Origin of the sequence: Streptomyces sp. NPDC047014, assembly GCF_040644195.1 — a bacterium.
Taxonomy (GTDB): Bacteria; Actinomycetota; Actinomycetes; order Streptomycetales; family Streptomycetaceae; genus Streptomyces.
The window spans coordinates 38,508-58,631 of sequence record NZ_JBEYVX010000003.1 but is presented as its reverse complement, the minus strand read 5'-3'; the positions used below and the strand labels follow the sequence as shown (position 1 = coordinate 58,631).

The window sequence follows — 20,124 nt, the reverse complement described above, 5'->3', positions numbered from 1 at the left end:
CATGATGGGCCGCACGATCTTCATCGACCCGGGCCGCTGCATCGGCTGCCAGGCGTGCGTCTCCGCCTGCCGCGAATGCGACTCCCACCGCGGTAAGTCGATGATCCACCTGGACTACACCGAACCCGGCATGTCCGTCGCCTCCCTCCCGACTGTCTGCATGCACTGCGAGGACCCGGTCGCGCCCTGCGCCGAGGTCTGTCCCGCCGACGCGATCCTGGTGACCGCGGACGGGGTGGTCCAGCAGGCCGACACCACCCGCTGCATCGGCTGCGCCAACTGCGTCAACGCCTGCCCCTTCGGCGTCCCGAAGATCGACCTCCAGGCGAAGCTCCAGATGAACTGCAACCTCTGCTACGACCGCACCGCCTACGGCTTGGCCCCGATGTGCGCCACCGTCTGCCCCACCGGTGCCCTCTTCTACGGAACCCTCGAAGAGCTCCGCGCCGAGCGCCCCGGCGTCCAGGTCGCCGACTCCTTCGCCTTCGGCGACGTGGTGGTCAGCACGGGCGTGGCCATGGTCGTCCCCGCCGACAAGGTCCAGTGGCCCGTCCCCGGCGGCCTGCCCGTCGTCGAGGTGAACGGAGTCGACGTCCGATGAGCATCACCGAACCGCCCGCGCCCGCTCCCGGCCCGCGGAGCCAGGACGGCGACGCCGCCGCCGAGCAGCTGCGCGACCGGATCAGCGCCGACTCCCTCACCACCCGCCGCGACTACCTGCGGATCGTCGCCACAGTCTCCGGCGGCCTGGCCGCCGGCGGCGTCGGCGTCGCCGCCGGGATCCTGCACCGGCACGGGGACAGCACCTCGATGCCCGAGCCGAAGAAGGTCGCCGACCAGCTGATGCCGGGCGAGTCCGTGGCCTTCCGCTACCCCGGGGACGAGGACCGGGCCCTCGCCGTGCGGCTCTCGGACGGCTCCCTCGTCGGCTACTCCGCCGTCTGCACCCACCTGGCCTGCGCCGTGCTCTGGCGCGAGGACCGGGGCGCCGACGGAGAGCTGTACTGCCCCTGCCACGAGGGCGTCTTCGACGCCCGCACCGGCGAGGTCACCGCCGGCCCGCCGCCCCGCCCGCTCCCGAGGATCTTCCTCACCGAGCAGGCCGACGGCAGTGTCTGGGCCATCGCCACCGCCCGGTCCGGGGAATCGGCCCAGGAGGCCCTGTGCCGCCAGCTCGGCGGCGCCCGCCCCGAGACGGCCCGCCGGCTGGGCTGCCCCGGCGCCGACCGGGCCGCGTCCACCGAGAGGAAAGCCGCGCCCACCGAGAGGGGAGCGACATGAGCGAGGACCGTGTCCCCCCGCGCCCGGAGTACCTGCCGGGCAGTGCCCAGCCCCGGCTGAACCGGCCGGTGCGCGAGCGCTATCCGCAGATCCGGCCCACCAGCGGCTACGGGGACCCGCGGATCCGGCACACCGGCCCCGGCCCGGGAGCGGGCACCGAGCAGGAACCGGAGCGGTCCTCGAAGCTCAACGCCCGTCTGGCCCTGTCCCTCACCGTCGTGATCGGACAGCTGTGGGCGCTGACCGTCACCGTCAACGAGTGGATGGAGGGCCATACCGCCACCGCCTGGTGGGGTGCGGGATTCCTCGTCCTGTCCTTCCTCGTCGTGCTCGCGCTGTGGTCCCTCGACCCGAAGGACCGCTGACCACCGCGGGACGGCTGACCACCGCGGGACCGCTGACCACCGCGGGACCGCTGACCACCGCGGGACCGGTGCCCGCGCCCGGGACCGGGACCGGGGGAGGGCCGGGGGCCGCCGTACCCTGGAGGTATGAGCAGCACCCCCGCCTCCGGCCCGCAGACCCCGCGCCCCGCCTCCGAGGACCGCCGGCCCCGGCCGAAGCCGAGGATCGACTTCGACGACCCGCTGGACCAGCAGTCCTCGGACGACACCGACCGGGGCTGGGGCGAGCGGCCTGCCGCCGGAGGGAGCGCGGCCGATCTGGCCCGCTTCCTCGACGAGAAGCCCCCGCACCACATCTGACCCGCCGCGCGGGCCGTCCGTACGATCAGACGCCGTCGCGCGCCCTCACCGGGCCGCTGCCGCCCGAACGCTGGGACACCAGCTCGTTGCGGATCTCCTTGAGGACCTCCAGCTCGGTGATCTCCACGATCTCGTGGACCCCCTCGCGCGCCTTGCGGCGGGCCTCCTGCCGTGCGAGGTACTTCGCCATCGGCAGCACCATCAGGAAGTAGACCACCGCCGCCGTGATCACGAAGGTCAGCGTGGCGTTCAGCACCGAGCCCCAGAGGATCTCGACACCGGTCGGCTGACCGTCCGGGCCGACGGCGCACGGGGCCTTGAGGCAGGACTTGTAGCCCTCCAGGCTCTTCGTGCCCACGGCGCCCACCACCGGGCTGATGATCCCCTTGACCACCGAGTTCACGATGTTCGTGAACGCGGCGCCGATCACCACGGCCACCGCGAGGTCGACCACGTTGCCGCGCATCAGGAAGGCTTTGAAGCCCGCCAGTACGCTCTCCTTCTTCTTCTCGCCCACCACTGAGCCTTTCTTCACAAGTGCCGAACACGGAGCCAACGGTTCCGAAAGTTACGGCAGTCCGGGCGTGTCGTGTCCAATCGGCCGCCACCTTGAGGTGAATTGACTGACCGTGCGTACGATTCAGCACAGTGTCACCGCCAGTCGCGTCAGAGCACCCGCTCCGACCAGTTCCCGTGCGGTGTCCCGGGGTACGGACAGCACCACCAGCGCACCACTGTCCCCAACTGCCTCGTCCGGCACGGGTACTTCGGCGACCCTGGCCCCCGCCGCCACCACCCGGGGCGGCCCGGCCCGCTCCGCCGCGACCACGTCGACCCGGTCCCCGGGCCGCAGCAGCCGCACCGTCGCCGCGTCCGCGATGCGCACCGGCGCGGACACCGTACGCACCACCGGGGGCGGGGCCTTCACCGCCGGCGGCGCGGTCCCCCGCGAGGCCCGCGCCTCGGCCCCGCCCACGGCCAGACCCGCCGCGACGACCGCCAGCACCGCCGAGAGGGCCCGCCTGCGCCGCCGGACGGCCCGGCGCAGCCGGTAGCCGCTCCGGCCCACCCGCAGCGGCGGAAAGGGCGGGACAGGCCGCCCCGGCGGACAGGGGGACGCGGAGGAGGCGGCGAAAGGGGTCACGGAAGAGATCGCGGAAGAGGTCGTGGAAGGGGTCGTGGAGAACGTCGGAGGAACGCAGGTCCTGGACATGGGGAACACCACCAGACGGAGTGATCGGAGTGAGTCGTGCCGTCCGGACACGGCGCCCGGACACCCCTCACGATCCGGCCTCCGCCGGAATCCCGCTGACGCCTGTGGACAATCCCCAGCCTGTGGAAAACTTCGTCACCCACACGAGCGAGCGCCCCCACCACGGCGGCCCCCGCTCAGCCCTCAGCCCCGCCCCGGCACCTCGCACGCCTCCGAGAACCCCTGGCTGGTCAGCCCGAAGGCGATATTGGCCCGCGAGCGCCAGTTCTCCAGCGCCACCACCGCCGTGAGCTCGACGAACGCCGCCTCGCCCAGCCGCCCGATCAGCTCCGCCGCCAGTTCGTCCGTCACCGTCGGCTCGGTCTCCGTCATGGCCTCGGCGTACTCCATGACCAGCAGCTCCAGCGCGGTGAACACCTCGCGGGACTCCCGCCACCGCGGCACCCGCTCGATCTTCTCCACCGGCATGCCCTGCCGCCGCCCCTCCCAGTGGCCGAAGTCCATGCACCACGAGCAGTTGATGCGCGCCGCCGAGGCCATCACCGCCAGGTGCTTGAGGTCCCCGTCCAGCGCGTTCCACTTCGCCGCGCGCCGCTCCAGGCGTACGTACGAGAGGAGCACGCGCGGGTTGTGCCCGTACGCCTGGCCCGGGTCCAGCACCTTGCCGTAGGTGCGGCGCGAGTACCAGGCGCCGAGGCGCGTCAGGAGGGTGCGGGGCGGGGTGAGCGGGATACGCGGCATGGTGGTCAACTCCCTTGGCAGGACTGCCCTGATCGGCCCTTCACACAGAAGGACCGGACAGCCCCGCCGGATGTGACACCTCCGCCGGAATGGACGCCCCCGCCCGCCCGGCCTCCCCTACCGCCGGGCGGCGAGCCCACCCCCCGGAGCCTCAGGGAAGTTCGATGCCCAGGTCCCAGCCGTCGTGGGCGTGCGTGCACAGGCAGGCGCGCGACTCCGTCGCCGGCAGCCCCGCCACCGCGTCGAAGAGGACCGTGCGCAGCCGGCCGACGTTCTCGCCGAAGACCTTGAGCACCTCGGTGTGCGAGACGCCCTCACCGGTCTCCGCACCCGCGTCCAGGTCCGTGACCAGCGCCATCGAGGTGTAGCAGAGGCCCAGCTCGCGGGCGAGGATCGCCTCCGGGTGCCCCGTCATGCCGATCACGGACCAGCCCGCCGAGGCGTACCAGCGGGACTCGGCGCGCGTGGAGAAACGCGGCCCTTCGATGACGACCATGGTGCCGCCGTCCACCGGCTCCCAGTCCTGCCCGCGCGCCGCCGCCACGGCCACCGAGCGGCCCACGGGGCAGTACGGGTCGGCGAAGGTGGTGTGCACGACGTTCGGGACCGAGCCGTCCGGCAGCGGCATCCCGTCGAAGTAGGTCTGCGCCCGGCTCTGCGTACGGTCCACCAGCTGGTCGGGGACGAGCAGCGTGCCCGGTCCGTACTCGGGCCGCAGCCCGCCCACCGCGCACGGGCCGAGCACCTGGCGGACACCGACCGAGCGCAGCGCCCAGAGGTTCGCGCGGTAGTTGATGCGGTGCGGCGGGACCGTGTGCCCGCGGCCGTGCCGGGGGAGGAAGGCGACGGTACGGCCGGCCAGCTCGCCCAGGTACAGGGAGTCGCTGGGGGGCCCGTAGGGGGTGTCCACCTGGATCTCGGAGACGTCCTCCAGGAAGGAGTAGAAGCCCGAGCCGCCGATGACACCGATCTCTGCGTTCACCATGCGGCCACCCTATCCGGGCATGCCGGAGGCCCCGCTGCCCGGTGAGGGGCGGGCGGGGCCTCGGGACGGAAGGATCAGGCGGCCGACGTGGAGCTGCTGCTCGTGCTCGACGAGGACGAGGACGACGAGGCTGCGGGGGCGGCGGAAGACGCCGGCGTCGAGGACGCCGAGGACGAGGCCGGCTTCGAGGCGGGAGTGCTGCTCGACGAGGCGCCGCGGCTGTCGTTCCGGTAGAAACCGGAACCCTTGAAGACGATGCCGACCGCGGAGAACACCTTCTTGAGGCGTCCGTCGCAGCTCGGGCACACGGTCAGCGCGTCATCGGTGAACTTCTGCACGGCCTCAAGGCCCTCACCGCACTCGGTGCACTGGTACTGGTAGGTCGGCACGAATTTCCTCCTGGCACTCTCACTCAATGAGTGCTAACGACGCTCCATGGTGACGTATTCCGGCGGATCAGTCCACCGTCACCGGCACTCGGTGACCCATTCCACGCTCGTTCACCCGGTTACGGGACCCCGCCGGGGCACCCGCCACACCGGCCTCGGGAGCCGCAACGGCCTCAGCGGACGCGGCAGCCGCAGCAGCCGCAGGAGCCTCACGCTCGTCCCCCGTGGCCGAAGCGCTCACGATCCGGCTCGGCGCCTTCGGCGCCAGCCGCGCGCGCAGCGCCAGCAGGGAGGCCAGCGCCAGCGCGGTGGCCGCCATCGGCACCAGGAAGCCGTACGAGGACCCGTGCGCGTCCGTCAGACGGCCGGCCAGGATGACCGCGAGGGCCTGCCCGAAGGCGATGGAGCCGGTGAGCCAGGTGAACGCCTCGGTGCGCGCGTTCGCCGGGACCAGCTGCTCGACCATCGTGTAGCCGGTGATCAGCGCCGGGGCGATGAACAGTCCGACGACCAGGCCGAGCGCGCCCAGCAGGATCGCCGAGTCCGCCGTCCACAGGACGGAGGCGGCCGCGGTGAGGCCGATGTAGCCGAGGATCAGGCGGCGGCGCGGGCCGATCTTCCAGGCGATGGCGCCCATGGCGATGCCCGCGATCATGTTGCCGGCCGCGAAGACCCCGTAGAGCAGGCCGTTGGCGCCCGGGTTGCCGATCTCGGCGGAGAAGGCGGCGAGCGAGACCTGCATGCCGCCGAAGACGGCGCCGATCCCGAGGAAGGCGAAGACCAGGACGCGCAGGCCCGGCGAGGACAGCGCGAAGGCGCGCTTGCCGTCGGCGGCCGACGGGGCGTGCGTGGCGGGCTGGCCGGAGCGGCGGGCCGCGAAGACCAGGCCGCCGATCAGCGTCAGCGTGGCCTCGGTGACCAGGCCGGCCGCCGGGTGCACACCGGTGCACAGGGCGGTCGCGAGGACCGGGCCGACGACGAAGGTGAACTCGTCGGTGACGGACTCGAAGGCGGCGGCGGTGGGCAGCAGCGGCGAGCCCTCCAGCCGGGCCGCCCAGCGCGCCCGCACCATCGGGCCGACCTGCGGCACCGAGGCACCGGTGGGCACGGCGGCCAGCGCCAGCGCCCAGACGGGGGCGCCCGCCAGTGCCAGCGCGGCCAGACCGCTGACGGCCGCGCCGTGCGCGAGCACCACGGGGACCAGCACGGCGCTCTGGCCGAAGCGGTCGGTGAAGGCGCCCATCAGCGGGGCCGACAGGGCCATCGAGATACCGGTGACGGCGGCGACGATGCCGGCGCTGCCGTAGGAACCGGTGGTGTGCTGCACCAGCAGCAGGATGCTGATCGTCAGCATGCCGAAGGGAAGACGGGCGGCGAAGCCGGGAAGTACGAAGCCGAGGGCGCCGGGTGTGCGCAGCAGCTGTCCGTATCCGGGGCGGGCGGACGTATCGGTCGTGACCGCGGATGTCACGGCCTTGCCTTTCCGCTGCCTGGTAGAGCGCCCCCGTCTGCGGACGGTGCCGTGCTTCGTGAGCGGTCGCACCCGTACGTATGGGGAGCCCCGAGAGCTGTCCTCTTGCGCAGAACCGAGTGATACCTGGGCGCCCACTGCGGGAGGGTGCCACGGCCGCTTTGCGGTCGCGCCAGCTCTGCGTCAGGCAGAGTTGGTTCGATCTGTTGTGCCTTCATAGTACAGGGAAGCGCTCTATCACACCCTGTGATTGCGCCGACAAACCGTGCCCCCGCCTCTGAGAACGCCGCTCAAACGCGCCCGTGGCCTCTCGGATGCGAGCCGGGCCGCGCCCCGCCGTTGCCCGTCCCCAGCCAGCCGGCCAGCTTGCCGCCCCGGGCCACGGCCCGCAGCCGCGCCTCGGCCGCGTCCCGGACCGGGTCGGTGGCCACCACCAGCAGCTCGTCACCCCGCCGCAGCACCGTGGACGGCGCCGGTACGAAGCTCCGCGCGTCCCGGACCACCAGCGTCACCGAGGCCCCCGCGGGCAGCCGCAGCTCGCTCACCTCGACGCCGTGCATCCGCGAGGCGGGCGGGATGGCGAAGGACAGCAGGTGCCCGCGCAGCTTCTCCAGCGGCGCCGACTCGATGCCGAGGTCGGCCGCGGTCTCCTCGCCCTTGCCCAGGCTGAGCTTGCGGGCCAGCCAGGGCAGGGTCGGGCCCTGCACCAGGGTGTAGACGACGACCAGGACGAAGACGATGTTGAAGACGCGGTCGCTGCCCTCGATGCCGGACACCATCGGGATGGTCGCCAGGATGATGGGCACCGCGCCGCGCAGCCCCGCCCACGACATCAGCACCTGCTCCTGCCACGGGATACGGAAGGGCAGCAGGCTGACGAACACCTCCAGCGGCCGGGCGATCATCGTCAGCACCAGGCCGATCACCACGGCCGGCCAGAAGTCGTTGACCAGCTCGTGCGGGGTCACCAGCAGCCCCAGCAGCACGAACATGCCGATCTGGGCGATCCAGCCGAGCCCGTCGGCGAAGCCCCGCGTGGCCGGCCAGTGCGGGAGCTTGGCGTTGCCCAGCACCATCGCCGCCAGGTAGACCGCGAGGAAGCCCGAGCCGTGCGCCATGGCGCCGGCCGCGTACGCCACGATGGCGATGGCCATCACGGCGATCGGGTAGAGGCCGGAGGCGGGCAGGGCCACGTGCCGCAGCCCGTAGGCGCCGAGGAAGCCGACCGCCAGGCCGATCGCGGCGCCGATCGCCAGCTCCAGGGCGATCTTGCCGATCAGCAGGTACCAGGAGTCGGCCGGACCGACGGTGGAGAAGGCCACGACGAGGATCACGACGGGCGCGTCGTTGAACCCGGACTCCGCCTCCAGCACACCCGTGATCCGGGAGGGCAGCGGCACCTTGCGCAGCACCGAGAACACGGCCGCCGCGTCGGTCGAGGAGACGACCGCGCCGATCAGCAGGGCCTGCCGCCAGTCCAGTCCGACCAGGTAGTGCGCCCCCGCCGCCGTCACGCCCACGCTCACCGCCACACCGACCGTGGAGAGCACGATCGCGGCCGGCAGCGCCGGCCTGATCTCCTTCCACTTGGTGCCCAGACCGCCCTCGGCGAGGATCACGACCAGCGCCGCGTAGCCGATGACCTGCGTCAGCTCGGCGTTGTCGAACACGACATTGCCGATGCCGTCCTGGCCTATCGCGACGCCTATGCCGAGGTAGATGAGCAGGCTGGGCAGGCCGCTGCGGGACGAGACGCGCACCGCCGCGACGGCGACGAGCAGCACGAGCGAGCAGACCAGCAGGAGCTCGTTGAGCGTGTGGACAGTCAGCGGGCGGCCCTCCTCCACGCGCCCGGCGGAGCGGCTCCGCCCGGCGACAAGTTTCGGCAAGTAGTTCGTTACCTTACCTAATCTTTGACGCGCCCTTTACGCGATACCCACATTGTGAATCGGCCGTAGCCCCTTGTCCTCGGGACCCCCGACCCCTGACGGATCAACGAACCCGGTCCTGCGCCTATGGTTGCTCCCAGCACTGCCAGGACCACCCTGCCCCTCGAAGGACAGCGATGCCCGCCAACGAAACCGCTCCTCCCGTCAAGAAGAAGGGACGACGCGCGCGTCTGATCGTGCTCGTTCTGGTCCTGGCGCTCTTCGCGGGCCTCGGCTACGGGGCGTACTGGAGCGTGGACGGCGTGCGCGCCTCCTTCCCCCAGACGACCGGCTCCCTGGAGGTGCCGGGGCTGACCGGGACCGTGGAGGTCAAGCGCGACTCCCACGGCATCCCGCAGCTCTACGCCGACAACGACGACGACCTCTTCCGCGCGCAGGGCTTCGTCCACGCGCAGGACCGCTTCTGGGAGATGGACGTCCGCCGCCACATGACCTCCGGGCGGCTCTCGGAGATGTTCGGCGCCGGACAGGTCGAGACCGACGCCTTCCTGCGCACGCTGGGCTGGCGCCAGGTCGCGCAGGAGGAGTTCGACAAGAAGCTCTCGCCCGAGACCAAGAAGTATCTGCAGGCGTACTCCGACGGGGTCAACGCCTACCTCAAGGGCAAGTCCGGCAAGGACCTCTCCGTCGAGCACGCCGCCCTCAAGCTGACTGGCGACTACCGGCCCGAGCAGTGGTCGCCGGTGGACTCGGTGGCCTGGCTCAAGGCGATGGCCTGGGACCTGCGCGGCAACATGCAGGACGAGATCGACCGGGCGCTGATGGCGGGCAAGCTGTCCAAGGCGCAGATCGACGAGCTGTACCCGCCGTACCCCTTCGACCGGAACAAGCCCGTCGTCGAGGGCGGCAAGGTCGAGGGCGGCAAGTACGTCCCCCAGGGCACGTCCGGCGGCACGGGCACGGGCCCCGGCTCCGGCGGCACCGGTACGGGCCCCGGCCGCGGCAACGGCACCGGCAGCGGAGGCACCGGCACCGGTTCCGGCAACGCCGCCGGCACCCAGACCGCCGGCACCGCCGGCCTCGCCGGCGACGCCACCGCCCAGGGCGCGACCGTCGGCCTGCGGACGCAGCTGAGCGCGCTCGCCGACACCCTGGACAAGGTCCCCGCGATCCTCGGCCCCAACGGCAGCGGCATCGGCTCGAACTCCTGGGTCATCTCCGGCAAGTACACGACCACCGGCAAGCCGCTGCTCGCGAACGACCCGCACCTGTCCCCGCAACTGCCATCGGTCTGGTACCAGATGGGCCTGCACTGCCGCACCGTCTCGGCCCAGTGCCAGTACGACGTGGCCGGCTACACCTTCTCCGGGATGCCCGGCGTGGTCATCGGCCACAACGCCGACATCGCCTGGGGCATGACCAACCTCGGCGCCGACGTCACCGACCTCTACCTGGAGCAGGTCCGGCCCGACGGCTACGTCTACGACAACAAGGTGCTGCCCTTCAAGACCCGCGAAGAGGTCATCAAGATCGCGGGCGGCGACAGCAAGAAGATCACCGTCCGCGTGACCAACAACGGCCCGCTCGTCTCCGACCGCAGCGAGGAGCTGAGCAGGGTCGGCGCCGCCGCCCCCGTGGACAGCGCCGCGCCCGACCGCGGCGACGGCTACGCCGTGGCCCTGCGCTGGACCGCGCTGGACCCGGGCAAGTCCATGGACGCCGTCTTCAAGCTCGACCGCGCCAAGACCTTCGACGAGTTCCGCAAGGCCGCCGCCGACTTCGAGGTGCCCTCGCAGAACCTGATCTACGCCGACAACAAGGGCGACAGCGGCAACATCGGTTACCAGGCCCCGGGCCGCATCCCCGTCCGCGGCCAGGGCGACGGCCGGATGCCCGCCCCGGGCTGGGACTCCAAGTACGCCTGGAAGGGCGGCACGGACGGCAACGCCGGCTACCTCCCGCAGAACGAGCTGCCCTGGGAGCAGAACCCCGCCCGCGGCTACATCGTCACCGCCAACCAGGCCGTCGTCGAGAACGGCACCGGCGCGGGCAAGTACCCGCACCTGCTGACCACCGACTGGGGCTACGGCGCCCGCAGCCAGCGGATCAACGACCTCATCGAGGCGAAGATCAAGGACGGCGGCAAGATCTCGACCGACGACATGCGCACCATGCAGATGGACAACAGCAGCGAGATCGCCGCGCTGCTGACCCCGATGCTGTCGAAGATCCAGGTCTCGGACCCGGGCGTACGGGCCGCGCAGAAGCTGCTGGACGGCTGGAACTACACGCAGGAGGCCGACTCGGCCGCCGCCGCCTACTTCAACGCCGTCTGGCGCAACGTCCTCAAGCTGGCCTTCGGCGACAAGATGCCCAAGGAGCTGCGCATCGAGGGCACCTGCATGAACGTCCTCGGCGACGCCACCGGCCCCGCCGACGACCTCGCCAAGACCGTCCGCGAATGCGGCACCCGCGGCTCCGACTCGGCCCAGCCCGACGGCGGCGACCGCTGGTTCGAGGTGGTCCGCCGCCTGGTCAAGGACGAGAAGTCGGCCTGGTGGACCGCCCCGCGCACCCTCAACCAGCCGGCCACCACCTCCCGCGACGAGCTCTTCGCCCGCGCCATGACGGACGCCCGCTGGGAGCTGACCGCCAAGCTCGGCAAGGACCAGTCCACCTGGAGCTGGGGCCGCCTGCACCAGCTGAACCTCAAGAACCAGACCATCGGCACCGAGGGCCCCGGCTTCATGAAGTGGCTGCTCAACCGCGGCCCGTGGAACCTGGGCGGCGGCGAGGCGACCGTCAACGCCACCGGCTGGAACGCCTCCAGCGGCTACGGGGTCACCTGGGTGCCGTCGATGCGCATGGTCGTGAACCTCAACGACCTCGACAAGTCCCGCTGGATCAACCTGACGGGCGCCTCGGGGCACGCGTACAACGGCCACTACACGGACCAGACGCAGCTGTGGGCCAAGGGCGAGCTGCTGGACTGGCCCTTCGGCAAGGAGGCCGTCGACAAGGCCACGGTCGACACCCTGACCCTCAAGCCCGGGGGCTCGTAGGCCCCTCCGGCCGGGGATTCCCCTCCGGCCTCAGACGCCGAAGCGGCGCACCCCCGACGGGGTGGCCACCGCCCGCACGGGGTGGTCGTGCGGTTCCTCCGGGACCCGCGCGACCACCTCGTCGTCGTAGAGGAGCACGACCAGAGCCGGATGCGCCCCGGCCCGCTCCAGCCGCTCCAGCACCCGGTCGTACGAGCCCCCGCCCCGGCCCAGCCGCATCCCGCGCCCGTCCACCGCGAGCCCCGGCAGCAGCACGGCGTCCGCCTCCGCCACCGCCCCCGGTCCCAGCGCCGGCCCGGTCGGCTCCAGCAGCCGCATCCGTCCCGGGTGCGCGGCCTCGGCGAGGCTCGCGGGGCCCTCGTACGCCGCCCAGTCCAGGTCGTTGTCGGGCAGCAGCAGGGGCAGCAGCACCCGCTTCCCCGCGGCCCGCAGCGCGTCCAGGAGGGCGCGGGTGCCCGGCTCGGTGCCCACGGAGACGTACGCGGCCACCGTGTCCGCCCCGGCCAGTTCGGGCAGCTCCAGCGCCCGGACGGCCAGGGCCTCGGCGGCCGCGCGGCAGGTCTCGGGGGTCAAGGCGCGGCGGGCGGCGAGGAGTTCCCGGCGCAGGGCCGACTTCGCCGACGCGGGGAGCGGGTTCTCTGCCACGGAAAATCAAATATCCTTCGAATTAGGGCATACATGGACCTACCCACCACCGATTCGACGGGTGTTCGGTAGGACCCACTATCGTTCGGGCCATGACTATGTTGCACCCCGTGATCAAGAAGGCCGTCATTCCGGCTGCTGGCCTCGGTACGCGGTTCCTTCCGGCGACCAAGGCGACCCCGAAGGAAATGCTCCCGGTTGTGGACAAGCCGGCCATCCAGTACGTGGTCGAGGAGGCCGTGGCCGCCGGACTCGACGATGTCCTCATGATCACGGGGCGTAACAAGCGCGCCCTGGAAGACCATTTCGACCGCAACTACGAGCTGGAGTCGGCCCTCACCGCCAAGGGCGACGACGACCGCCTGAAGAAGGTCCAGGAGTCCAGCGACCTGGCCACCATGCACTACGTCCGCCAGGGCGACCCGCGCGGCCTCGGCCACGCGGTGCTGTGCGCCGAGCCGCACGTGGGCCGCGAGCCCTTCGCCGTCCTCCTCGGCGACGACCTCATCGACCCCCGCGACCCGCTGCTGCGTCAGATGGCCGACATCCACGCCCGCACCGGCGGCACCGTCATCGCGCTGATGGAGGTCGACCCGGCCAACGTCCACCTCTACGGCTGCGCCGCCGTCGAGGCCACGGACGAGGAGGACGTCGTCCGCATCACCGGTCTCGTCGAGAAGCCGGACCCCCAGGACGCCCCCAGCAACTACGCGGTCATCGGACGCTACGTCCTCAACCCCGCGATCTTCGACATACTGCGGGAGACCGAGCCGGGCCGCGGTGGGGAGATCCAGCTCACCGACGCCCTGCAGAAGCTGGCCGCCGACGAGACCGTGGGCGGTCCGGTGCACGGCGTGGTCTTCCGGGGCCGTCGCTACGACACCGGGGACCGCGGCGACTACCTGCGGGCCATCGTCCGCCTCGCGTGCGAGCGCGAGGACCTGGGCCCGGAGTTCCGCACCTGGCTTCGCCGTTACGTCACGGAGGAGATGTAGGACCTTGAGCAGTTCCGCACCGCAGGGCACCGGCCACCGTCTGTGGTCCGTGGACGAGCACCTCGCGGACGTCCTCGCGGCCGTCCGGCCCCTGGAGCCGATCGAGCTCCAGCTCCTCGACGCCCAGGGCTGCGTCCTGGTCGAGGACGTCACCGTGCCCGTCGCCCTCCCGCCCTTCGACAACAGCTCCATGGACGGCTACGCCGTCCGCACGGCCGACGTCCAGGGTGCGAGCGAGGAGTTCCCCGCGGTGCTGGCGGTGGTCGGGGACGTCGCGGCGGGCAGCGGTGAGCTGCCCGCCGTGGGCCCCGGCCAGGCCGCCCGGATCATGACCGGCGCCCCGCTGCCCCCGGGCGCGGAGGCCGTCGTACCGGTGGAGTGGACCGACGGCGGTACGGGAGGGGGCGCCGCGACCGGGATGAGCCCGGCCAGCGCCGCCCCCGAGCGGGCCTCCGGCGAGGTCCGCGTGCACCGCGCCGCCGAGGCGCGGGCCCACGTCCGCTCGCGCGGCAGCGACGTCCAGGCCGGCGACCTCGCCCTCGCGGCCGGCACGGTCCTCGGGCCCCCGCAGATCGCCCTGCTGGCCGCCATCGGCCGCGGCACCGTCCGGGTGCGGCCCCGGCCGCGCGTGGTGGTGCTGTCCACCGGCAGCGAGCTGGTCCAGCCCGGCGAACCGCTGACCGCCGGCACCATCTACGACTCCAACAGCTTCGCGCTGGCGGCGGCCGCCCGGGACGCCGGGGCCATCGCCTACCGCGTCGGGGCCGTCGCGGACGACGCCGACACCCTGCGCTCCACCATCGAGGACCAGCTGATCCGCGCCGACCTGCTGGTCACCACGGGCGGGGTCAGCGTCGGCGCGTACGACGTGGTCAAGGAGGCGCTGTCCGCCGTCGGCTCCGGGGACGCGGACGCCGAGGACGTCGACGGCGGGAAGGTCGACTTCCGCAAGCTCGCCATGCAGCCCGGCAAGCCCCAGGGCTTCGGCACCATCGGCCCCGACCACACCCCGCTGCTGGCCCTGCCCGGCAACCCGGTCTCCTCCTACGTCTCCTTCGAGCTGTTCGTGCGCCCCGCGATCCGTACCCTCATGGGGCTCCCGGAGTCCCAGGTCCGGCGGCCGAGCGTGCGCGCCGTCCTCAAGGCCGACACGGCACTCGGCTCCCCGGCGGGCCGCCGGCAGTTCCTGCGCGGTGCCTACGACGCCGAGAGCGGCACGGTCAGCCCGGTCGGCGGATCGGGCTCCCACCTGATCGCCGCGCTGGCCCATGCCGACTCGCTGATGGTCGTACCGGAGGACGTCACCTCGGTGGAGCCCGGCGCCGAGCTGGAAGTGGTCCTGCTCGGCTGAACAGGGGCGGGTGCGGGTAGCGTGTGTCGCACCACACAGGCTCCGTCAGGGGCCCAGAGCGGAGCGGCGCAGCAATGAGTACCGAGAGCAGGCTCACCCACATCGACGAGGCCGGAGCGGCCCGGATGGTCGACGTCTCCGCGAAGGACGTCACCACCCGCACGGCGCGGGCGAGCGGGCGCGTACTCGTCGCCCCCCGGGTGATCGAGCTGCTGCGCGGCGAGGGCGTACCCAAGGGCGACGCCCTCGCCACCGCGCGGATCGCCGGGATCATGGGGGCGAAGAAGACCCCCGAGCTGATCCCGCTGTGCCACCCGCTGGCGGTCTCGGGCGTGAAGGTCGACCTGTCGGTCGCCGACGACGCGGTGGAGATCCTGGCGACGGTCAGGACGACGGACCGGACGGGCGTCGAGATGGAGGCGCTGACCGCCGTGGCGGTGGCCGGGCTCACCGTGATCGACATGGTGAAGGCCGTCGACAAGGGCGCCGTCATCACGGACGTCCGGGTGGAGGAGAAGACCGGCGGCAAGTCCGGCGACTGGGCCCGCTCGTGAACGCCCCGCGGGGCGGCGAGGTGCGCGGCCACCGGGCGGCGGAGGACGCGGCGCCTCCGGCCGCCCCCGGTTCCGCCGGGCGGGCGCTGGTCGTCACCGCCTCGAACAGGGCCTCGCAGGGCGTGTACGCCGACAAGGGCGGCCCGCTGCTCGCGGAGGCCCTGGAACGGCTCGGCTTCACGGTGGACGGCCCGCGCGTGGTCCCGGACGGCGATCCGGTCGAGGAGGCGCTGCGCGAGGGCGTGGCCGCCGCGTACGACGTCATCCTGACCACCGGCGGCACGGGCATCTCGCCCACCGACCGCACCCCGGACGCCACCGCCCGCGTACTGGACTACGAGATCCCGGGCATCCCGCAGGCGATCCGCGCGGAGGGCCTGGCGAAGGTGCCGACCGCGGCCCTCTCCCGGGGGCTGGCGGGCGTCGCCGGGAGCACCCTCGTCGTGAACCTGCCGGGCTCCACGGGCGGGGTGCGCGACGGCCTGGCCGTACTGTCCCGGATCCTGCCGCACGCGGTGGACCAGCTCCGCGGCGGCGACCATCCCCGGCCGGCGCAGGCCCCCGGGAGCCCCAGCTGAACGGCCCCACCTGGCCGGTGGTCCTGACGGACGGCGAGATCTCGCTCCGGCCGATAAAGCTCCGCGACCAGAAGGCTTGGCGCGAGGTCAACCGCCGCAACCGCGACTGGCTCCGGCCGTGGGAGGCCACCATCCCGCCGCCCGCGCCGTGGGGGCCGGTGGTCCAGCGGCCGACGTACCGGCAGATGGTCCGCCACCTGCGGGCCGAGGCGAACGCGGGCCGGATGCTGCCCTTCGTCATCGAGTACCAGGGGCGGCTGGTGGGCCAGCTGACGGTCGCCGGGATCACCTGGGGCTCGATGTGCGCCGCCCATGTGGGCTACTGGGTGGACCGCGAGGTGGCGGGCCGCGGCGTGATGCCGACGGCGGTGGCCCTGGCGGTGGACCACTGCTTCGGGAAGGTGGGCCTGCACCGCATCGAGGTGTGCATCCGGCCGGAGAACGGGCCGAGCCGGCGGGTGGTGGAGAAGCTGGGCCTGCGGGAGGAGGGGCTGCGGCCGCGCTATCTGCACATCGACGGCGCCTGGCGCGACCACCTCGTCTACGCGGTGACGGCGGAGGAGGTCCCGGAGGGGCTGCTGAACCGGTGGCACCGGGCGCGGCAGGCGGGGTCGTCGCCGAAATAGGCGGCGGCCGGGGGCGGCCGGGGGCGGCCGGGCTTCGGTTCCTCTTCCGACCGAATAAGCGAATATCTGTTCGAATTATCGATCGCGGTGAACCGATTCGCCCATAATCTGATCCGAAGAATCACAAAAAAAGTCCGTGATATCAGCGAGATCGCGCGACACACCGGCCCAATTGGCCGATCCCCTCGGCCGCGTCCCTCTACGGTGTGAGGTGTGAGCAGCAGCGGCCTCATCTACGCAGTCATTGTCGGGGCCTGGGCCGCCTACTTGGTGCCCATGTGGCTCCGGAGGCAGGACGAGCTGAACGAAGCCCGTCCGACGGAACGCTTCTCCACTGCCATTCGGCTGCTTTCCGGCCGGGCGGGAATGGAGCGCCGTTACGCCAAGGGGCTGCGTGAGCGCGGTACCGAGGAAGCGGAGCCCCAGCCCCACGCGGACCCGGACGTCGCGACGGAAACGGTGAATTCCGTCGAAGCCGACGCCCGGGCCTTCGGCGTGCCCCCGACCAGGGCGGAGCCGCGCGCGGCCGTCGCCGAACGGGAGCAGCGGGCGGAGCGGGCCCGGCGCGAGAAGCGCCTGCGCGTCCTCGCGCGCCGCAGGCGCACCACCGCGCTCCTCTTCCTCGTCTTCACCGCGGGCGCCGTGGTGGCCGCGGTGGGCGGCCTGCGCTACCTGTGGGCCCCGGCCGTGCCCGCCCTGCTGCTGAGCGCGTACATCGGGCACCTGCGGGTCCAGGAACGGCGGCGCTACGAGTTCACCATGGACCGGCGGCGCGCCGAGGCGGCCGCGCGGCAGCTGCGCGAGGACCGCCCGCGCCGGCGCCACTCCGAGGAGGGTGCGGCGGGTGAGAGCGAACCGGACCCTTCTCCACCGGTCTCCCCGCAGGAGGCCGGGCGCCGCGCGCTGGTCGAGCAGACCGACCACGCGGAGTGGGTGGACCAGCAGCGCGAGCGCGAACGCGGCCCCGCCCGCGGTGACAGCTGGGAGCCGGTCCCGGTCCCGCTGCCGACGTACGTGACGGCCCCGGTCGCCCCCCGCGCCACGGGCCCGGTCTCCCCGGACGGCTGGAGCGCGACCCGCTCCAGCACCGCGGAGCCCACGGAACCCCGCCTCCGCGCCCAGCCGGCACCCCCCGCGGTCCCGGCCCCGGCCGCGCCCGCGGAGGACCAGCGCCCCCAGACCCCGCCCCGCCCCCGCGGCCAGGGCCGCGGCCGCACCCCGCTGTTCGACCAGTACGAGGCCGAGGACCGCCCGCGCGCCGCGAACGAGTGACCGGGGATCGGTGACCTGCGCGGACCCTCCGGGATACGCGTTTTGGAGCACCAGCGCGGGGATGCTAATGTTTCACACGTCGCAAGGGCCTGTGGCGCAGTCTGGTAGCGCACCTCGTTCGCATCGAGGGGGTCTGGGGTTCAAATCCCCACAGGTCCACAGACGACAGTCCGCGAGTAGCTCTCGCGAACGTCACAAAATCCCGCTCCGCCGAAAGGTGGGGCGGGATCTTGGCGTTTAGGGGGCTGCCGGGAAAGCCGGGTATTGGCGGTGGCCGCTTCGGGAGCGGCGGTCCCTGTTCGGGCTCGGAGCGGTGGGGTCCGCGGGTGTGGGCGAGCCGAGAGCCTCGTGTCAGCAGGGGCCCGGCGCCCAACCGCCTTTCGCTGTATGCCGATCGGTCTGTCACAGGGACATGGTCCAATGGCCTGATGGCATGGGATGAATGGGACAGCGCGAAGGCGGACGTGACCGCCCAACGGCAGGCCACGATGCGACTCGACCAACTCCCGGGCGGCCCAGGGGGCAGCGGACAGGCCGACCTTGTCGTGTACCAGGACGACCTCGGCGCTGTCGGCCATGAGGCATTCATCCTGCACAGCCGATTGCAGCAGGGGGCCGACATCGCCGGCGCCGGTGCCGACAAAGAGGGGGCCGGCTCCACGATGCAGGCGGCAGCAGCCTTGAAACGCAGCGGCTTCGCCCTGGGTGATGAGCTGCAGACGACGGTGTCCGTATGGACCTCGCAGGTCAAGAGCGTCCTCCAGGCATGTGCGCATATCTCGAATCACCTGGACTACTCGAAGAAGGCACACGCCGCGGACGACGCCGCGATCGCCGCGTCCCTCCGCAACCGGGATGGCTCGGCTGTGCCCGTCTCCCGCATCGCCGAGTACTTCACGTAGGGAAAGCACGTCATGAACTACACCGAACTCATCGAAGCCGACCTCGGCAAACTGGCGACGGCGGTAGCCGACTGGAAGCGCGTGGCCGAGGAGACGCAGCGACTCGGCGGTGAGGCCCGCGACGGTATGAAGGCGACGGCGGACAAGGCCCGCTGGGAGGGCGTCAACGCGGGTGTGACCCGGGACTTCGTCGGCAAGGCGGTGAAGGAGTTCGAGGACCTCCACAAGGAGGCAACGGGCATTTTCAGTGTCCTTGACGACGCACACAGCGAGCTCAAGCGCATCCAGGAGCAGGCGAGGAGCGTGACCGCCGACGCCAGGGAAGCCGGCTTCACCGTCTCCGGAGGCAAGGACGGAAGCGTCGTGATCGCGGACGCTCTCATGTGCGAAGTGGACGGGCCCGGGCAGAGAAAACGCGACATGATGCAGTGGTACGCCGACACGCTGACCGGGATCGTGAGCCACGCCACCGAGGTGGACGCAGCCACAGTACGGGCGCTGCGCGCAAGCCACGGTGGTGATCCGACCGATGCCGGTCATGCCTCGTACACGTCGCTCGACCAGGACATGCTGCCCCGCGCCCTGAAACTCGCCCGTCTGGGGGAAGACGCCGACGACAAGCAGCGGGCCGAGCTGCGGCGGCTGTGGCAGTCCCTGAGCCCCGAGGCCCGGGCGCAGCTGTGGACCCAGCAGAAGGATGAGCTTTTGGCAGCGGGCCTGTTGACCCCATCGGTCAAGCGGGTGGCCGCTGACGACGGGGCCGGACCGTACGACGTCGATTCACCGGGCTTCGGGGACTACTGGAAGGAGTTCCAGGCCAACGGGATCTCGAACAGTGGTGACTTCATCGGCAAGACGGATGCGGCCCGGCATATGGACCACTATCTGAACGGGACCGGCAAGGCTCTCGACCTCGATGTCGACAGGATGCTGAGCGACGAGGACGACACGGTCCTGCGTGACGTGTCGGTGGCGACGCGCGCCAGGCAGGAAGAGGAATGGCGCCGCCAGGCGCTGGACGCCTTCACACAGTCGGGCGGCAAGCCGGTCGCCATCCCCGTGGAGACCGCGGGGCAGGGCTACACCCACGACAAGGGGCCGGACGGCACGGCGAATTGGTACTTGGCCGTGGGCAGCGCCATGACCAACGCCACAGGCGTAGTGACGGCGGTGCCGGGCCCGGACGGCAAACCGCAGGTCAGCATCGACTATCAGGTCAATGTGTGGGACCGGTACAACTGGGACCCGGGGAAGGCCACGCCCATCGGCCCGACCACGGTGACCGACGCCGACATGGCCCGGATGCACACGACGGGACAAGCCAGGGAATTCGACATGCGGGGGAGCAGTTCGGTGCTGCGGCACGACATGAGTCCGGGTGCCGCGTGGCCCGATCCGAAGGAACCGGGACGGGACGGAACACGGACGGACATCGGCCGGAACGGGGATGCGCGGTGAGTGGGTGG

21 protein-coding genes and 1 tRNA gene are annotated in these 20,124 nt (G+C 72.0%); 14 read left to right on the top strand and 8 right to left on the bottom strand.

What is annotated here, in order from left to right; translation table 11 throughout:
• Position 1: 1 nt before the first annotated feature.
• The 4 genes from ABZ873_RS02775 (at position 2) to ABZ873_RS02760 (ending at position 1,985) form a co-directional block, all read left to right on the top strand.
• Positions 2–601, top strand: a complete 600-nt coding sequence (locus tag ABZ873_RS02775; RefSeq protein ID WP_360864187.1) for a 4Fe-4S dicluster domain-containing protein — start codon at positions 2–4, stop codon at positions 599–601.
• Positions 598–1,281: a Rieske (2Fe-2S) protein gene (locus tag ABZ873_RS02770; protein ID WP_360864186.1), complete on the top strand. Its 684-nt coding sequence runs from the start codon at positions 598–600 to the stop codon at positions 1,279–1,281. Before ABZ873_RS02775 ends, ABZ873_RS02770 begins: the two co-directional genes overlap by 4 nt.
• Positions 1,278–1,646 carry a hypothetical protein gene (locus ABZ873_RS02765; RefSeq protein ID WP_360864184.1) on the top strand — a complete coding sequence of 123 codons (369 nt, stop codon included), beginning with the start codon at positions 1,278–1,280 and terminating at the stop codon, positions 1,644–1,646. Before ABZ873_RS02770 ends, ABZ873_RS02765 begins: the two co-directional genes overlap by 4 nt.
• 126 nt (positions 1,647–1,772) lie before the next feature.
• A complete protein-coding gene (locus tag ABZ873_RS02760; RefSeq protein ID WP_360864182.1) occupies positions 1,773–1,985 on the top strand; it encodes a hypothetical protein in 213 nt (70 codons plus the stop codon).
• Between the two features lie 25 nt (positions 1,986–2,010).
• Here the strand turns inward: ABZ873_RS02760 and mscL are convergent, their stop codons facing one another.
• The 7 genes from mscL to ABZ873_RS02725 form a co-directional block, all read right to left on the bottom strand.
• Positions 2,011–2,505, bottom strand: a complete 495-nt coding sequence (mscL, locus tag ABZ873_RS02755) for a large conductance mechanosensitive channel protein MscL (RefSeq protein ID WP_360864180.1) — start codon at positions 2,503–2,505, stop codon at positions 2,011–2,013.
• A gap of 120 nt (positions 2,506–2,625) precedes the next feature.
• Complete coding sequence (locus ABZ873_RS02750; RefSeq protein ID WP_360864178.1) at positions 2,626–3,129, bottom strand: hypothetical protein; 504 nt, start codon at positions 3,127–3,129, stop codon at positions 2,626–2,628.
• Between the two features lie 252 nt (positions 3,130–3,381).
• Positions 3,382–3,939 (bottom strand): carboxymuconolactone decarboxylase family protein, encoded by a 558-nt coding sequence (locus tag ABZ873_RS02745; protein WP_360864176.1) that lies wholly within the window; start codon positions 3,937–3,939, stop codon positions 3,382–3,384.
• Between the two features lie 151 nt (positions 3,940–4,090).
• On the bottom strand, positions 4,091–4,924 hold the full coding sequence (locus ABZ873_RS02740) for an S-methyl-5'-thioadenosine phosphorylase (RefSeq protein ID WP_360864174.1): 834 nt from the start codon (positions 4,922–4,924) through the stop codon (positions 4,091–4,093).
• A gap of 74 nt (positions 4,925–4,998) precedes the next feature.
• A complete protein-coding gene (locus tag ABZ873_RS02735; protein WP_360864172.1) occupies positions 4,999–5,313 on the bottom strand; it encodes an FmdB family zinc ribbon protein in 315 nt (104 codons plus the stop codon).
• 67 nt (positions 5,314–5,380) lie between these two features.
• Positions 5,381–6,784: an MFS transporter gene (locus ABZ873_RS02730; RefSeq protein WP_360864170.1), complete on the bottom strand. Its 1,404-nt coding sequence runs from the start codon at positions 6,782–6,784 to the stop codon at positions 5,381–5,383.
• Positions 6,785–7,074: 290 nt separating this feature from the next.
• Positions 7,075–8,673, bottom strand: a complete 1,599-nt coding sequence (locus ABZ873_RS02725; protein WP_360864169.1) for a potassium/proton antiporter — start codon at positions 8,671–8,673, stop codon at positions 7,075–7,077.
• Positions 8,674–8,849: 176 nt separating this feature from the next.
• Between ABZ873_RS02725 and ABZ873_RS02720 the strand changes: the two genes are divergently transcribed.
• Entirely contained in the window at positions 8,850–11,735 is a 2,886-nt protein-coding gene (locus ABZ873_RS02720; protein ID WP_360864167.1) for a penicillin acylase family protein, read from the top strand.
• A gap of 30 nt (positions 11,736–11,765) precedes the next feature.
• On the opposite strand, the gene ABZ873_RS02715 is transcribed toward ABZ873_RS02720, so the two are convergent.
• A complete protein-coding gene (locus ABZ873_RS02715) occupies positions 11,766–12,380 on the bottom strand; it encodes a 5-formyltetrahydrofolate cyclo-ligase (protein ID WP_360864165.1) in 615 nt (204 codons plus the stop codon).
• 92 nt (positions 12,381–12,472) lie between these two features.
• Between ABZ873_RS02715 and galU the strand changes: the two genes are divergently transcribed.
• From galU to ABZ873_RS02670, 9 genes are all read left to right on the top strand, one after another.
• The gene (gene galU / locus ABZ873_RS02710) at positions 12,473–13,375 is read left to right on the top strand and encodes a UTP--glucose-1-phosphate uridylyltransferase GalU (RefSeq protein WP_360864163.1); all 903 of its coding nucleotides are present in this window, start codon (positions 12,473–12,475) and stop codon (positions 13,373–13,375) included.
• 4 nt (positions 13,376–13,379) lie between these two features.
• On the top strand, positions 13,380–14,726 hold the full coding sequence (glp, locus tag ABZ873_RS02705; RefSeq protein WP_360864161.1) for a gephyrin-like molybdotransferase Glp: 1,347 nt from the start codon (positions 13,380–13,382) through the stop codon (positions 14,724–14,726).
• A gap of 74 nt (positions 14,727–14,800) precedes the next feature.
• Positions 14,801–15,280, top strand: coding sequence for a cyclic pyranopterin monophosphate synthase MoaC (gene moaC, locus ABZ873_RS02700; RefSeq protein WP_360864159.1), 480 nt, complete (start codon positions 14,801–14,803; stop codon positions 15,278–15,280).
• Positions 15,281–15,300: 20 nt separating this feature from the next.
• Positions 15,301–15,858 (top strand): MogA/MoaB family molybdenum cofactor biosynthesis protein, encoded by a 558-nt coding sequence (locus tag ABZ873_RS02695; protein WP_360864508.1) that lies wholly within the window; start codon positions 15,301–15,303, stop codon positions 15,856–15,858.
• Positions 15,859–15,875: 17 nt separating this feature from the next.
• Complete coding sequence (locus tag ABZ873_RS02690; protein WP_360864157.1) at positions 15,876–16,484, top strand: GNAT family protein; 609 nt, start codon at positions 15,876–15,878, stop codon at positions 16,482–16,484.
• Positions 16,485–16,697: 213 nt separating this feature from the next.
• Positions 16,698–17,756: a hypothetical protein gene (locus ABZ873_RS02685; protein WP_360864155.1), complete on the top strand. Its 1,059-nt coding sequence runs from the start codon at positions 16,698–16,700 to the stop codon at positions 17,754–17,756.
• An 85-nt stretch (positions 17,757–17,841) separates the two neighbouring features.
• Positions 17,842–17,915 (top strand) — tRNA-Ala (locus ABZ873_RS02680).
• Between the two features lie 269 nt (positions 17,916–18,184).
• Entirely contained in the window at positions 18,185–18,658 is a 474-nt protein-coding gene (locus ABZ873_RS02675) for a hypothetical protein (protein ID WP_360864153.1), read from the top strand.
• A 12-nt stretch (positions 18,659–18,670) separates the two neighbouring features.
• Positions 18,671–20,116 carry a hypothetical protein gene (locus ABZ873_RS02670; RefSeq protein WP_360864151.1) on the top strand — a complete coding sequence of 482 codons (1,446 nt, stop codon included), beginning with the start codon at positions 18,671–18,673 and terminating at the stop codon, positions 20,114–20,116.
• The last annotated feature ends 8 nt before the right edge of the window (positions 20,117–20,124 follow it).